12 protein-coding genes are annotated in these 14,309 nt (G+C 56.1%); 2 read left to right on the forward strand and 10 right to left on the reverse strand.

The window, feature by feature from the left end:
• Positions 1–16 precede the first annotated feature (16 nt).
• The gene (locus tag CWM53_RS09840; protein WP_100630886.1) at positions 17–772 is read left to right on the forward strand and encodes an SDR family NAD(P)-dependent oxidoreductase; all 756 of its coding nucleotides are present in this window, start codon (positions 17–19) and stop codon (positions 770–772) included.
• A gap of 4 nt (positions 773–776) precedes the next feature.
• Here the strand turns inward: CWM53_RS09840 and CWM53_RS09845 are convergent, their stop codons facing one another.
• Entirely contained in the window at positions 777–1,370 is a 594-nt protein-coding gene (locus CWM53_RS09845) for a TetR/AcrR family transcriptional regulator (protein ID WP_074386048.1), read from the reverse strand.
• 73 nt (positions 1,371–1,443) lie between these two features.
• Here CWM53_RS09845 and bdcA point away from each other — a divergent pair, with 73 nt between their 5' ends.
• On the forward strand, positions 1,444–2,157 hold the full coding sequence (gene bdcA, locus CWM53_RS09850; RefSeq protein ID WP_008805173.1) for an SDR family oxidoreductase: 714 nt from the start codon (positions 1,444–1,446) through the stop codon (positions 2,155–2,157).
• A 66-nt stretch (positions 2,158–2,223) separates the two neighbouring features.
• Here the strand turns inward: bdcA and CWM53_RS09855 are convergent, their stop codons facing one another.
• The 9 genes from CWM53_RS09855 to CWM53_RS09895 form a co-directional block, all read right to left on the reverse strand.
• Positions 2,224–2,718, reverse strand: coding sequence for a hypothetical protein (locus tag CWM53_RS09855; protein WP_100675687.1), 495 nt, complete (start codon positions 2,716–2,718; stop codon positions 2,224–2,226).
• Positions 2,719–2,824: 106 nt separating this feature from the next.
• The gene (gene tssJ / locus CWM53_RS09860; RefSeq protein WP_100630888.1) at positions 2,825–3,367 is read right to left on the reverse strand and encodes a type VI secretion system lipoprotein TssJ; all 543 of its coding nucleotides are present in this window, start codon (positions 3,365–3,367) and stop codon (positions 2,825–2,827) included.
• On the reverse strand, positions 3,345–4,430 hold the full coding sequence (gene tssG / locus CWM53_RS09865; RefSeq protein ID WP_100729828.1) for a type VI secretion system baseplate subunit TssG: 1,086 nt from the start codon (positions 4,428–4,430) through the stop codon (positions 3,345–3,347). The genes tssJ and tssG overlap by 23 nt, the downstream gene beginning before the upstream one ends.
• Entirely contained in the window at positions 4,394–6,148 is a 1,755-nt protein-coding gene (gene tssF, locus CWM53_RS09870; RefSeq protein ID WP_074386052.1) for a type VI secretion system baseplate subunit TssF, read from the reverse strand. The genes tssG and tssF overlap by 37 nt, the downstream gene beginning before the upstream one ends.
• 75 nt (positions 6,149–6,223) lie before the next feature.
• Entirely contained in the window at positions 6,224–6,694 is a 471-nt protein-coding gene (locus CWM53_RS09875) for a hypothetical protein (RefSeq protein ID WP_074386053.1), read from the reverse strand.
• The gene (locus CWM53_RS09880) at positions 6,691–7,746 is read right to left on the reverse strand and encodes a polymorphic toxin type 44 domain-containing protein (protein ID WP_100729827.1); all 1,056 of its coding nucleotides are present in this window, start codon (positions 7,744–7,746) and stop codon (positions 6,691–6,693) included. Before CWM53_RS09880 ends, CWM53_RS09875 begins: the two co-directional genes overlap by 4 nt.
• 36 nt (positions 7,747–7,782) lie before the next feature.
• Positions 7,783–9,381 carry a type VI secretion system protein TssA gene (gene tssA / locus CWM53_RS09885; RefSeq protein WP_100630891.1) on the reverse strand — a complete coding sequence of 533 codons (1,599 nt, stop codon included), beginning with the start codon at positions 9,379–9,381 and terminating at the stop codon, positions 7,783–7,785.
• Entirely contained in the window at positions 9,378–12,836 is a 3,459-nt protein-coding gene (locus CWM53_RS09890) for an ImcF-related family protein (protein WP_100729826.1), read from the reverse strand. Before CWM53_RS09890 ends, tssA begins: the two co-directional genes overlap by 4 nt.
• The gene (locus CWM53_RS09895; RefSeq protein ID WP_074386057.1) at positions 12,833–14,041 is read right to left on the reverse strand and encodes a hypothetical protein; all 1,209 of its coding nucleotides are present in this window, start codon (positions 14,039–14,041) and stop codon (positions 12,833–12,835) included. Before CWM53_RS09895 ends, CWM53_RS09890 begins: the two co-directional genes overlap by 4 nt.
• Positions 14,042–14,309 lie beyond the last annotated feature (268 nt).

Genomic DNA, 14,309 nt, shown 5'->3' on the forward strand with positions numbered 1-14,309 from the left:
CCAGAGAGGACCGAACATGACTAAGATTGCACTTATTACCGGCGCCAACCGCGGCCTTGGCCGTCAGACCGCACTGGATATCGCCCGCCAGGGTGGGGATATCATCGTCACCTGCCGTGGCAATCTCGAACAGGCGGAAGGGGTGGTCGCGGACATCCGCGCCCTGGGTCGCAAGGCCATCGCCCTGCCGCTGGATATGGCGCAAACCGCCAGCTTCCCGGCCTTCGCCGACAGCCTGAGCGCTGCGCTGGCCAGCGTCTGGGGGCGGGTCACCTTCGACCATCTGATCAATAACGCCGGACACGGCGAATTTGCCTCGCTGGCCGAAACGCGCGAAGCGCAGTTCGACGGGCTGTTTAACGTCCACGTTAAGGGGGTATTTTTCCTCGTACAAACCCTGCTGCCGCTGCTGGCGGACGGCGGACGGATCGTTAACTTTTCTTCCGGGCTGACCCGCGTCTCCTATCCTGGCTTCTCCGCCTACGCCGCGGCCAAAGCGGCTGTGGAGATGCTGAGCGTGTATATGGCCCGCGAGCTGGGCGGGCGCGGCATCACCGTCAATACCATCGCCCCCGGCGCTATCGCCACCGATTTTGGCGGTGGGCTGGTGCGGGACGACGCAGGGGTTAACGCGCAGTTTGCCGCCATGACGGCGCTGGGACGGGTGGGCGTTCCTGAGGATATTGGGCCGATGATCGCCAGCCTGCTGCGCGACGATAACCGCTGGGTGACCGCCCAGCGGATCGAGGTGTCGGGCGGACAAACCATCTGACGACTCAGGCTGGCAGGATGCGCTCCAGCGCCAGGCCTGCCAGCCGCACGGTCTCCAGAAGACGCGGCAGGCTATCCCCTTCCCGCGCTTTCGCCGACAGGCCAAGCATCAGTGTATCCATATAGTCAGTCACCCGCAGCGCGTCCTGCGGGTGATGGCGGGCGATATACTGCTGGATTTTGGCTCTTGCCGCAGCATGCCATTCGCCTGCCGCCACCCGGGCGTCGGCATCCTGACAATGCCCCCCCTCCAGCACCAGACAGCCGGCGGCGGCCGGATCGGCCACATAGCGGCGAGCCGCCTCCTGCAGCACGGCGATGAGCGACGCCGCCACCGGCTGGTCGTCTCGCAGCAGGGCGTCGATGGGAATGGCCCCGGTCTGGCTGTAGCGCTGCAGGACGCGGGTATACAGCCCGAGCTTGCTGCCGAAAGCGGCATAAAAACTCGGGGGATTGATACCGAAAGCCTGGGTCAGATCGGCCACGCTCACCGCGTCGTAGCCTCGCGCGTGAAAGAGGCGTTGCGCCGTTTCAATGGCCTGTTCCGCATCAAACTGGCGAGGACGTCCCGGAGTACGCCCTTGTTTTGTAGTGGTCACTATATTAATCCTTGACAGCCTGTTTTGCCGCAGCATATTGTAATCATCACTACAATATCATGAGGTACGGGATATGACAGCATTTCACAACAAATCAGTGCTGGTTTTAGGCGGGAGTCGGGGAATTGGCGCGGCGATCGTCAGGCGTTTTGTCGCCGATGGCGCATCGGTGGTGTTTAGCTATTCCGGTTCGCCGGAAGCGGCCGAGCGGCTGGCGGCGGAGACCGGCAGCACGGCGGTGCAAGCGGACAGCGCCGATCGCGATGCGGTGATAAGCCTGGTCCGCGACAGCGGCCCGCTGGACGTGTTAGTGGTCAATGCCGGGATCGCGATTTTCGGTGACGCTCTCGAGCAGGACAGCGATGCCATCGATCGCCTGTTCCGCATCAATATTCATGCCCCCTACCATGCCTCCGTGGAAGCGGCGCGCCGGATGCCGGAAGGCGGACGCATTATTGTCATCGGTTCAGTCAATGGCGATCGCATGCCGGTGCCTGGGATGGCGGCCTATGCGGTCAGTAAATCGGCCCTGCAGGGGCTGGCGCGCGGCCTGGCGCGGGATTTTGGCCCGCGCGGCATCACGGTCAACGTCGTCCAGCCCGGCCCTGTTGATACCGACGCCAACCCGGAGAACGGCCCGATGAAGGAGCTGATGCACAGCTTTATGGCCATTAAGCGTCATGGCCGCCCGGAAGAGGTGGCGGGAATGGTGGCGTGGCTGGCCGGTCCGGAGGCGTCGTTTGTCACTGGCGCCATGCACACCATCGACGGCGCGTTTGGCGCCTGATACTCCAGGGCGGCGGCGCGCGCTTTGCACCGCCGCCGCGGTGATGTCATGGCCTGTCAGGGATCATCAGGCCAGACTGTCGACCGCCATAAAAAAGCGATCTTCGGTAAGCATCAGCCGCACTTCCGGGGACTGGTGCGCCTTGCGGATCATCCAGCCATCCTCCGGGGCCAGGCTCAGATAAAACATCTCCCGGGATCCCGCGCCGCCGGGTGTCTCGAGACTCAGCGTCACGATCCCCTTTTCCACGCCATCCAACAGCTGCTGTGGCACGATATTGACGCTACGTTCGCCGTTTTGCAGGCGGATGGTCGGGATATCGTAGCGGCAGATGCCGCTGTTGAGGCTGTAGCCAAGAGTGCTCAGGTCGTGGAGATGGCGGGTCGACATCACCACCTCGATACCGGTTCCATCAAACCACTGACTTATCTGCTGAGCCAGCGCCGCCATTTGCTGGCGAAACCTGGCGATATCCGCGGCGGCCGACCCGTCGAGGGCCGCTGTCCGCTGCGGATTTTGCTGTTGCTGCAGTTTCTTAAAAAAACGTTCCCTCGCTGTCACGTTATCTCCCTGTGCTGTGGTGAAGATGGTTATCGCCCGTTCGCTGGTTACGAAGATTGAGGGCGAACTGGCGCGATGGCCCCGCCACAAATGTTTGTTTTCGACGTTACTTCGCCGCTTCAGGCCTGAGCCGTAGCTGGTTGTGTTCGGCGGTCAAAATGCGCGGCTTGTCCGGATCCAATTCCTCACGCGCCAGCACCTGCTTCCAGGTATTCCTGTCTGTGTCCGGATGGCGGAACAGGCCGACAACCGCCACGAACGTCGCCTCCGCTTCCAGCGGCATATTCAGACTGGCACCCCCTCCGGGACTGATCACCACATCGCGACTGGCGAGGAGATCGGCGGCGAGCAGAATATCCCCCTCCTCCAGCAGCTGCTGATAAACCAGCCGGTCAAAGGTCTGGCGATCTTTAAGCTGATAGATGCGCACCACCACCGGTTCAGAGAGCGAGTGATTCTCTCTGGCATCGGTGTTGAGCGCTTCACGCGCGGTAAAGTCCAGATGCAGCGTATTAATTTGCTTATAAAAAACGGCGTTGAAGGCAGTTTTGGTCCCCTCCGAGACGCGCTGAGTGAGCCCGCACCCGCTCAGACAAAGTGCAAGCAAGGGCAGCAGGCAGGCTGTTTTAGTCAAACTTGTACGTAACACGTCGGTTTCCTTGTAGAAAGGTGGCAGGCTGCAGGCCCGTATAGGTACCCAGCTCGGTGGTAAAGGTCTGAGGAATATCGTCCTGACTCTCGCCCTCCCCCACACCCAGCACGCCGTTCATACCGAGCCAGAACGGCTCGTCCCCCAGCGGTGGGACAGCCAGCAGTCGGGTCGGCGCGGTCAGGGTGATGTTGGCCCGGAATCGCCAGCCGAGGTATACCCGCAGCAGGATGAGAAAGTCCCGAAACAGCGGGCCGTCAGGCTTCCAGCCCTGCGCCTCCGCGGGATTGTCGGTGGTAAGGGCGACGAGGAGCTGGCTGCTGGCGTCCGTCGCTTCGTCACCCAGCGGCGTATTGCCGTCCAGTAAGAAGTCATCATCGCCGTAAAACCCCAGCGGCTGGCTGATCGCCACCGGACGCAGGCTATACGGGCTCACCCTGACGGTGGTCTCCGGGGCCAGCAGGGTGACCAGCGCCTGGATCCCCTGCTGGGTTTTGCCAGGCTGACGCAGCACGCCAGTTAGCGCCAGAAAGCGCGACGCCGGCGAGGCGATATGTTGCGTCGTGCCGGGGATGCCCAACCCCGCCAGGCCCAGCAGCGACTGCGAGAGACGATCGGTGCCGCCAGGCTCAAAGGTGGCGGCCCAGGAGTATTTCCGCCAGATGCGGTAAAACTGCGTCATGATCCGGTGGCTGAAGATATCCAGTAAGCCCTGCAGCGCTTCATGCCCTTCCCTGCGCTGGGCGATATCATCGAGATATGCCGTCGGGAGCGGCGAATCGACACCGTACAACCCCATAAAGGTGGTGCGAATGACCGGCGGCCCGCAGTCATCGGCCTCATCGTATTCCACGGCTCTGAGTTCGCTGGCCGGGAATCCCATCCCCGGATGCGGGTAAAAACGCACCGGATCGTCAGCCGGATGGCTGGTCGCCCCCATCAGCTGTTGGCCGGGACGCCGTTTTTCCAGAAGCTGGCAGAATCGGTAAAAATTGATCCGCGGCAGATCGGCCTCCAGCCGCGGGGTCAGCCGGGAATGCGTCGGCTGTGCTTCTCTTCCCATTCCAGTCGTTCTCCGGTTGGTTGCAGAATGATAATCAGGCGGTTGAACAAGTAGATGTCGGTGTAGAGCGCAAAGAAGCGGCTAAGCATCTCGCCAAACAGGCATATGTCGCCTCGTCCGGCAAAGCCGTGACTGTCGAGGGTGACTTCGATCTGCACGCCGCGCACCAGATGGCCCCGCGCAAAGCGCTCTGTTGCGCGGTGCTTCACGTCGAGGATGGCTTCCAGACGCCGACGATTCATCTCGCTGTCGGTCCATTCATACAGCGCCAGGGTGCCGCGCAGGACTTCAGCGTTGTCCATCAGGGAAAGAAAACTGCTGCCCAGATGGCTCAGCACCCGCCAGTGAAAACGATCCTGGGCGGGGGGATAGCACGGCAGCGTTGGTGCGCAGAGGTTACGCACCGCGACGCTGGCCGAAGTGGTTTTCATCACCGTATCAAGCACGGTGCTCTGCAGCGCGCGACGCGGCAGCTGGCCGTTAGTTCCGGTGAGGGTCAGCGACAGGCTTTCATCTTCCGGTACGGTATGATTATCAAAGGCTTCTCCGCCGACGATAAGCCAGGTGTTGTACAGCCCGGAGGGGCCACGGCGCACCCGGGTATGATAGTAATATTCCGCCGCGTCATGACGCATCATGCCGCCTTTGTGGCGAAAACTTGAGAACGGCGTGTAAACCTGCTGGTGCGAGGAGATCACGGAATCGACGGTGTAAATTTCGGTGTGGCCGTCCTGCACGCGCATCGGGCGCAGCGGGTATTCGGTCTGCAGGGAGTTGATGGTCAGCGGATCGGACTCCAGCGGAAAGAGGTTGATCACTGGCACGCAGTGCAGGCGCAGCTGCTTTTCGCTGAAGCGGAAGTCATGTTCCCAGCGTTCCGCCAGCACGACGTCGATTTCAAACCACGCCAGTCCGGCCGGTAAATCCACTGTCTCCAGTCCGCGCAGGTCGATGAACATGAACTTTTCGCGGAAGGTAAAATACTCCAGCAGCAGCTGATAACCGCGAAAACTGCGGCCATCTTCAGGCCAGAGGCCGTCATCCTCGCCAAATCCCAGCGCGCTGAAATACCCGTCCAGCGGCCTTCTGTCCACCTCATCGGGCATGCGCAGCCACATCCGGGCCACATTGAGGGTAAAGGCCTCGTGCATGGCGCAGGCCAGCGGCGCATCGGCGTTGCAGTAGAGCGGGATATGGCTGAGATCGACCCGGCTCCAGTCCGTCAGCTGGCTGCAGTTAAAGCGCAGCGTGATCACCGACCGGCCATCCGTATCAGTGGCCAGCTGGACACGCTCAAGGGATAACGGCTGCAGAGCGATCGCTTTGGTGATGGTGTACCGGCAGCGCGTGCCCTTTTCACCGATCGGCCGGGAAAGCACTTCAAAGCCTTTAGCCATCGTCATCGGCTCTTTCATTTCCGGCCAGTCGGGGGTGAATTCCACGACCGACATCGAGGGAATGGTACGTAAATAATGTGGCCACAGCAGACTGACCACGCCTTCGGTCAGCTCAGGCAGATCGTCATCGAGTTTCTCGCGCATGCGGCCCATCAGGAAGGCAAAACCTTCAAACAGGCGCTCGACAAAGGGGTCGCGGGCGCCCGCTTTGTCGAGATTGAGCATTGCCGCCTGCTCAGGATGAGCGCGGGCAAACTCTTCACCCGCTTCCAGCAGGTAGCGCATTTCAGCGTCGTAATAACGCAGGGTTAAATCGTCCATAAATTAATATTGATTTCCTTTCAATCATCAGATTTTGAAACAGGCATCTAAAAAATAACCTTTATAACACCTGAATTAATACTTATAATTAAATGCCTTTATTTTTTTAAAACACTTATTGCTTGAACCATTTTTAATCGTACCCTTAAAAAAATCATCTTTTATATAAATCGATGCGTAGCACACGCCCTCTTTTGAAGAAAGAATAAAATTTTGACCACCGCTACCTGCAGCGTTATATTCGTATTGACCACCAACCCTCCAACCAATGTCAAGCGCTGCATCTTTCCTAATCAGAGATGTAAACGAAGCTTTAATCTTAACTCTTTTTCCAGGTGCTATAATTTCAGGCTTTGATCGTACTATGCGCGCGACTTCGTCAGGCTCAGGTTCGACATTATATACACTCTCACCTGCATACACGAATATAGTTTCATTAGTGTTATTTATAATAACAACAACTGGCCTTATCGGAATAAAATGAGCGACAAGGACTAACACCACCATAAATAATGCAATACCCGTTAACGTTTTTATTTTTTTCAAAATGATGAGTCACTTTTTTCTGGATTATCTGTATTCCAGCACCAATGATTTTCTCTTGAGTGAGGAAGGTGCGCGCCAGGTGTTGTTTCTAAAACGCAAAGAATATTATCTGCCGTCAACGTCTCAGCAAATTTCCCATGTTCATAAAATAGATTAAACCCTATTTTCATGCTAGTAATGTCATCCATGGTATCATCCCCCATTGCACCTGGCTTCATGTTTTGTTCCCAAGTGGACCCTTTCAAGAGAATTGCTTCAGAAAAACCGACACTACGTCCAACATAACCATAATGTATGTTTGACCAAACATCATAAAAATAATCATGCTGTTTGAATTTATGATAATAAGACTTTGATGATTTTCCTTTCCTGGGAAGTGGTCGTGCTACTGCAACGGATGAAAACAGATCGCGGATCTTCGGTTTATGATCCCAGATTGAACCTGTTTTCACGGTCTGATACCAAATAGCCATTGCAGCAAGTAAATCTGCTTTAGGGGGCGGACCCAGCTTTGCATAAAAGGGAAGTTTATTCCATTCAGTAAGTCTTTTTATTAAAAAATCTTCGTCAATTAAATATCGTATTGTTTCTGCCGTATCGCTTCTGACATTCGCCTTTATTTCACTTAGTATATATTCTGCAACTTTAATCGCCCCATCTGTGTGAGTACACTGTCGTTCAGTCTTATTTTCTGGATGAAGATTCTTGTAGGGTTCCTGTAAAGATGCCATAAGCCCATCGAGTGAAAATAAAGTAGTTATGCACTCACCTCCTTTCTCATAAGTATCATTCATCATTGATGGAATAAACTTCGCCTTACAGGGGCAAGTACTACAGCTGTCGAGGGTTCCGGCCATTCGCCGGCCGTGAATGGTATCGTTGTCGATGCCACCGGCAATCTTGTATAGCCCCGCGTGCTTTCCGCAAGTGACGCTGTCCTGCTCCCGGACAACAGGTTTATCAAACAGAGTGTGATCTTCTGCGCCTGTAGTGATTCTTCCGCCGCAGGTCGTTCTGTCTCCCTGTACCAGATAAAAACCTTTTGCTGCCATACGTTCTCCTTAGTGTCAGTGTCAGTTTCCGTTCTGTTAGCCGCAAAGCACCGCGCTACTGGCTGGATCGAGCGCAATCAGACCTGCCAGCAATTGATCCATCTCCGGTTGCAACCGTAATTTTTCACTCTCGCTGCGCGTAGCTTTCATGCGCAGTAGCCTGAGCCGTCGCGATTTAATCTCGAACAACAGAGCTGGGATCCACTGCGTGAGGGTGATTGATCCCGCCGTATCGTCGAGTTCTCGCAGCAGATAGAGCGCGAGGTCATTCTTCCCCTTTTGTTCGGCCACGCGGGCCATCAGCAGGCGCAACAGCCATTTTTCTTTAGTGGATTCCGTGCCCGGGCGCGTCTGAATCCAGTGGAGTGCAGCATCGAGACCGTCAGTGTCAGCTTTCTCAAGCGCTTCAGGTTCAAGTGCCAGAATGTCGTTATCAGCGCCGCTGGCAGCCGATACTGGCTCATCCTGCCAGACGGACATATCGTCAAGTACACTCTGATTTATCCAGTTCAGCGTGACCTCATCGGCAAAGGGTGTGCCGTCGTTAAAAGCTAATGTTTCAAGCCCGGTGAGACGGCGCAGCAATCCTTTCAGATCGGCAATGATAATATCGGCCAGTACATCCTGACCCGACCTCGCCAGCGCCTGATGGATATACCATTGCAGGTCAAGCCAGAGGTGGTTAGCGCCACGTGAGAAGGTACTGTCCGCCTGTTCCAGTATCTCCGACCAGCTCTGTTGCAGGTACAGCCGCTTGAGCATGGCCCGCTGATCTGCTCTGGGAGGCTCGATACGTGTTTTTCCTTCAGCATCAGGCGCAGGGATGATTGTCAGGGTGTCATGACGAAGGCTTTTCATTAGCCGATGTGCGGCAAGCCAGCCATCGGGTTGAACGCGCAGGTATGCTGTCAGGGTTCGCGCCTGGGCCAGCAGATCCTGACCGGAGGTGATGTTACTGAGAACCGGCGCTTCGTATTCAGCCGTGCGGGAAGCAGTTTGAGCCAGCCCCCGGTTTCCGACGTTCTGCGGCACCACTGCATCGACTCCCCCGCCCTTTATCAAACGAGACTCCAGTGCGCCCCAGAGTGCTTGCAGATCTGGCCGTGATGTTTCTGGTTCTGTCGTCAGACAATCATCAATGAGAAGCAGCGCGCCGACGGTACGCCTTGCGTCCTCCCGCACAACTTCTGGAAAAAGTGAAAGACTGTCTAAGATACGAGTACCCGCCAGCCACTCGAGGGCTGCTTTGCGGCTACGGTCGCGCTGCGGATAAAGCTGCATACTATATCGTTGCAGCAAGCCTGCCAGCAGCTCCAGCCCATCGGCCAAGCCAGCTTCCCCGTCCTGGTGCAAACGGGCCCAGCAGTAATAGGTAACAATCCGGATATCTTTTGTTGTTGCCAGTAACTGTCCAGCCAACTGGCAAATCAGTTCGGTATCGACACCGGAGATCTTATTGACCTCCTCGCGGATACGCTGAAAATCATCGTCATAGCTCGGATCGTCCCCGGTTGGCTGGGTGTCACTGATTGGCGCAAGCCAGGACTGCCACTGCGCCTGGCGTGACCGGGCCTGCTGGCGCAGTACGCTTTCATCCAACTGACTGGCGGCAACCAGATTTTGTAAAATGCTCATAATTCCATCTCATCCATGTCACTATTCCCTCCCCCCGTCGTCAGGGCCTGTGCGCTCTCAGCCGCATCGACACTAAAAATCTGATCCGGCAGGGTCAATCCGCGCAGCGCCAGAAGCACCAGCGGGCCGCTCCCAAGCTGGGAGCGCAATACCCACTGCAGGGTGCGGCCATCCGGAGCGGTGAAGCTCATCATCCACTGGCTGCGTTCGAGCTGCTGGCGCTTACCCTGCTCCAGCCAGCGAATAAAGCCCCAGGTACCGCTGTAGTCACCAAACAGGCGCGTGCCCGCATTGACGGTGGTCCAGGTCAGCAGAGTGCCGGGTTTATACGTCTCCCCCGGCCAGCGGAAAGTCTGCCAGTCGGCCATCTGATTGAAATAGCGCAATTTTTGGCCGTCTATCGTCAGCTGTGTCTCCACAACCTCCGGGGCAGGCCTGGCCTGTAACTCAAAGCTGATCCCCTGGCTGCCGTCGGTAAAAAGAATATCGGACAGCTGGCTTAGCTGGTTGATGGTGCGCAGGAAGGCAGGATTAAAGACCAGACCGTGACTGTTGACCTTATCCGGCACCCACTGACTGCCTTCTTTATGCAGGACACCGTTCAGCTCCGTCGTGAGAAAACGTTCGATCCGCCCGCTGTCCTTGCGCACAAACTCAGCCAGCATCGGCAGCGAGGCGTCACTTTTGCTGGCGGCAAACGGAAAGCGTCCGTCAAAGGCGGTGTGCCAGTTGGCGACCACCGAGCGGCGCCATTTATCATTCAGACTGGCCGCCGACGGCAGAAGCACGGTTTCCCATGCCTGGGTCAGCGGTTGCACAAACAGAGTGTTGCCGAAGCCACTCCACTCTTCGCCAAGGCTTGCCGAAATCAGGCTACCGTACTGTTGCGTGTCGGTCAGGTCGACGCTTTTCCCCTGGAAGACGGTCTGCGCCAGGGTCTGCATCATCTCCTGCGGATCGGAGGCATTCGCAACCTGCTGCAGGCGCAGGCGCACGCGGGTGATACGGGTCAGATAGGTTTGCAGGCTCAGGGTGCTATCGGCCGACATGACGTTGCTGCCCGTGTTTTTCCCCATCAGCTGGAGCAGTGGGCCGAACGTGTCATCCAGAGGCCCCTGCGGGCCGGCGGCCGACTGGTCGATGACCGGCTTGTCTTTCCCGCCCACCAGGTCTTTGGCCGATTTAATAAGGCTGTCCGACAGCCCCTCCCTCTGTTGTCCAGCCTGTCCCTGCCAGGCAAGAGTATTCATCAGGGCAATCAGCGGCGACTGACGGACATCGCTTATCAGCGTGAGCTGGTCGGTAACATCGGCGATATTGGTCGCCGGATTAAGTCGCAGACTGTTGAGAAAATTCAGCCAGCTGCCGGCGAAATCGGTGAAGTAGCGTCGGGTCAGACGCGCTTTCAGCGCCTCCGGCGACAGGTCTGTCGACACCGTTTTGCGCGAATCGCTCAGCACCCAGTCGATTTCTTCCCGGCGCGAGCTGGCTGCCTTATCAATGGCCTGCTGAATGCCGCCTTCCCATGCCTGGCGGGTAAACATCCCCGGGACCACTTCATCGGTGGTAAACAGGCGGCGCGCATCGGTGCCACTGGTCATGTCTTCCAGCGACACATCGGCAAAATTACGACGCACGGATTTGAGCATGTTCTCATATAAGGTGCTTTCGGCATTGCGGCGACCTATCTGCTGTAAAAGAACCTGGCGGCTCTGACTGACCCGTTGCGCATCCGGAGTTATCTTCCATTCAGGCCGTTCGGCCAGCAAGGAGAGATAAAAGGCCCACAAATCCGGCGCCAGACTTTGCCACAGACCGGTCGAGATCCCCATTCGCGTCGGCTGGACCGTTTTCATGGTCTGCGCGAAAAATGCGCCATCGGCTTTATCCGGACGAGCCATCATCAGCCAGGCTTTCAGCTGGTCATAGCCCGGTTTCGCCAGCTGGGCTCGTTGGTCGCTGTTGGGGGCGGAGTTGACCAGCGCGCTGAGCGCCTGCTGCAACGCGGCATTGGCCGGGTCACGTATCAGGCGATGATTCGCCACACCGTACCAGGGCAGGACGGCGTCTAATAGTTGCTGATGATGATCCAGGCCAAAACGCCGATACCAGGGAGCCCCCTTCTGTCCATCGTGCACGAGACGGCCGGCCTCATTGCGCAGGGCATGGAGGGCCGTCAGTTGATAGTCAGAAACGGAGGGGTGGGCCACCAGGTCGCGGGCTTTTCCCGCGACTGTAGCAATCTGGTTGTAATTGAGGGTAAAGGAGAGCAGCAGTCCCGCCGCCCACAGGCCGAGGGTGGCCAGCAGTGTCCAGGCCAGCGTCTGTTCCCACGCCATACCGACACGGTGGCCACGTACACGGGTGCAGTCATCCACAATGCCCTGCCAGGTGGCGGGCAGCGTCAGGAGATGAGGCTGGCCCGCAGGCAGGGCATCAGCTTCCTGATACGGATCCACGGCGCGAGGTTCTGGCAGGCTAAACATCAGGCCACGCAGCGCAAGCCGCTGCCGCGAGGCGGTCAGCCACGGCGCCAGCTGCCAGCGCCATTGCGCGATCCCCCCGTCGATAAGCCGATGCCCCAGACGCAGCAGGAAGTCGTGGCGGGTCTCCTCCGCGATCTGGCGCATCCCCTGCTCCCGCAGCGTGGGCAGCATCTGCGCAAGCTGACGGGCGACATCGTCCTCGGTAGCGCGTAACGGGAAGCTAACCCCTACCGCCTGCACCACGCGGTCAGCCTGCGACCACTCACTGTCGCACAGTTTCCACAGCCAGACCGGGGCGGCATAGCGCAGCAGTTCGCTGATTTTTTCCAGCCCACGCAGGTCGCTCTCACTTATCTGCGGCGTCAGGGTGAGAGACGACGGCATCACCCGCACAATTCCGTCCAGAGGACGACCGCGGCGCAGCTTGCGCAGCGCGGCGTATTGTTGGCGATCGGGTTCGGAGAGCAAGCTGCCGCCGTAAATCAGAACGGTACGCTGGCCCTCCAGCCAGCGCTGCTGACGCAGACCCGGTGCCAGTTGTTCGATTGCCGCCTCGTCGCCGGTGACTAAAAGCAGGCGGACTTTGCGTCGCCAGTGAATTCCAATTCGGGTTCGCAGATGGTCACGAATCCTGGCACACATCACCACTGCTGGAGAAACAGAGATGTTTTCACTCTCATCTTTTCTCTTATTGTCATCACCACGAGTGACATCCAGGAGAGCCTCAAACTCCTTTTTACCGGCACTGCGAGCTGTCCACAGGAGCATAACTAACATGATAAAGATACATCCGGTAATGCAGCACCCACCAATAAGCCAGTAATTCTGCTGCTGACTATCGCCCTCAAGTCCGGCCATGTCAGGATGTTTCCAGACGATAAATGTCATTGCAGCCAAGAGTAAAAAGAGAATGAATACGACTGAAAGATAGCGACCTTCCGCAGTTTTCGGTGCTAAAAGTAACTTCACAGATCCATCTCCTGTCTTGAAGCTATCGGGGTAATAAGCGTGCTCCATAGCACTTTCTGAGTGGTATCCCCGCAGATAATCATCTGCGGGGATTGTGTTTGTCGGGCGATTTCAGTGGCGGCAGCAATAGCCAGCCAGGGTGCAGCGGCTCCAGCATTCCCCATGGATATATCGAGTGAAATGACAGCCTCATCTTTTACGCACTGCGCAGGATGTGCATTCTGACATCCAATCGCTTCTGCACGTTGCTCACCTGTCATTCCAGCGAGCCATAAATTTTCCACCATATTTTCTTTTAGCGGGACGTTCCAGGCGGCCATCCTCATCCCCTCGCTCAGTTCACCTGATGGAGCAGCATCTGGCCGGTGTAGTAATGCGAGGGGGTCAAGCGCCTCTTGCGTTAGGCGGTTGCCAAGAAGTAGAGCAACAGCTGCTTCAGCAGTATTGTTTGTAACAATCGGATCAATCTGGAGGCCAACAATCAATAGCATTGCTTTATCTTTAATACGTTCATTTAACCAACGGTCAATTACACTAAGACCACTCCCTTCACCGTGTTCAACAGGAAAAGTGATATTGTTCTTTTGCCATGCCTCATCCCAGTAATGGCGAATGTTCTCCAAAGGCAGCGATGTTGTTACATCAAAAACTACTACTAATGGGCATTTATCAGGGATTTGTGTAAAAGGAATGTCTGCAATCATCTGCGAAAAAATATTTATTATCACGAATTCCATAGAATCCTGCGGGCTGGAAGAAATTTGGCTCATTCTGGCGCTTTCATTACCATCCCGGCCGACCTGTGAAACAATAATGCTGTCGTTATTTTGCATAGCAATAGCGGTATCTTTCTGAGCAACTGATGAGTGGCCGGTAATAAATGTTGCACTCAGCACTTGTAATGCACGCCGTGCCTTACGGGTTTCTCGAAGAATCCACTGTTCTCGCTGTTTGTCAAAAGCGTTTGCTTTGCTATCCTGTAAAGACCAAACAAGCAGACGAGAAGAAAGCAAGACACTCCATAAAGCAACAGGAAAACCTACAGCTAATCTCCAGAAGTACAGATTTTCAACATAACGCCCAAATATACGCATTATGATAATACTGACCGAAAGCATGACAACCAGAGCAACAAGCCAACGAGAGAATTTCAGAGGCTTAGGTCTGGGGTAGCGTTCTGGCAAATGTTTAAGTGTAAATGGCATTAATTTCCTCATGTTACAGGATGGCTAAATTAGCTTGATATGCAGACGAAACAAAATTTACCACATTATATTTCTCTCATTAGCAAACTCACACTTAAACATACGACCATCCTTTTTGGTAACAAAACATAAATCAACGTGCTAGTTTACTTTTGTCGTTGAAACGGCCTTCCATTTTTTTCAGCATGTAATTTAACAGAGACTTGTCTTTTTTAATTATAATCTGGAATCGGAGGGTTTTCTCCACCACACCTACCATTTTCAACTA

The organism is Klebsiella sp. A-Nf5, from assembly GCF_002810545.1.
GTDB lineage: Bacteria > Pseudomonadota > Gammaproteobacteria > Enterobacterales > Enterobacteriaceae > Klebsiella > Klebsiella variicola.

Excerpts from the sequence above, each read along its gene's own strand:
- CWM53_RS09840 (WP_100630886.1), top strand. The coding sequence starts at position 17 with ATGACTAAGATTGCACTTATTACCGGCGCCAACCGCGGCCTTGGCCGT.
- bdcA (WP_008805173.1), top strand. The coding sequence starts at position 1,444 with ATGACAGCATTTCACAACAAATCAGTGCTGGTTTTAGGCGGGAGTCGG.
- tssG (WP_100729828.1), bottom strand. The coding sequence starts at position 4,430 with ATGGGAAGAGAAGCACAGCCGACGCATTCCCGGCTGACCCCGCGGCTG.
- tssF (WP_074386052.1), bottom strand. The coding sequence starts at position 6,148 with ATGGACGATTTAACCCTGCGTTATTACGACGCTGAAATGCGCTACCTG.
- CWM53_RS09880 (WP_100729827.1), bottom strand. The coding sequence starts at position 7,746 with ATGGCAGCAAAAGGTTTTTATCTGGTACAGGGAGACAGAACGACCTGC.
- tssA (WP_100630891.1), bottom strand. The coding sequence starts at position 9,381 with ATGAGCATTTTACAAAATCTGGTTGCCGCCAGTCAGTTGGATGAAAGC.
- CWM53_RS09895 (WP_074386057.1), bottom strand. The coding sequence starts at position 14,041 with ATGCCATTTACACTTAAACATTTGCCAGAACGCTACCCCAGACCTAAG.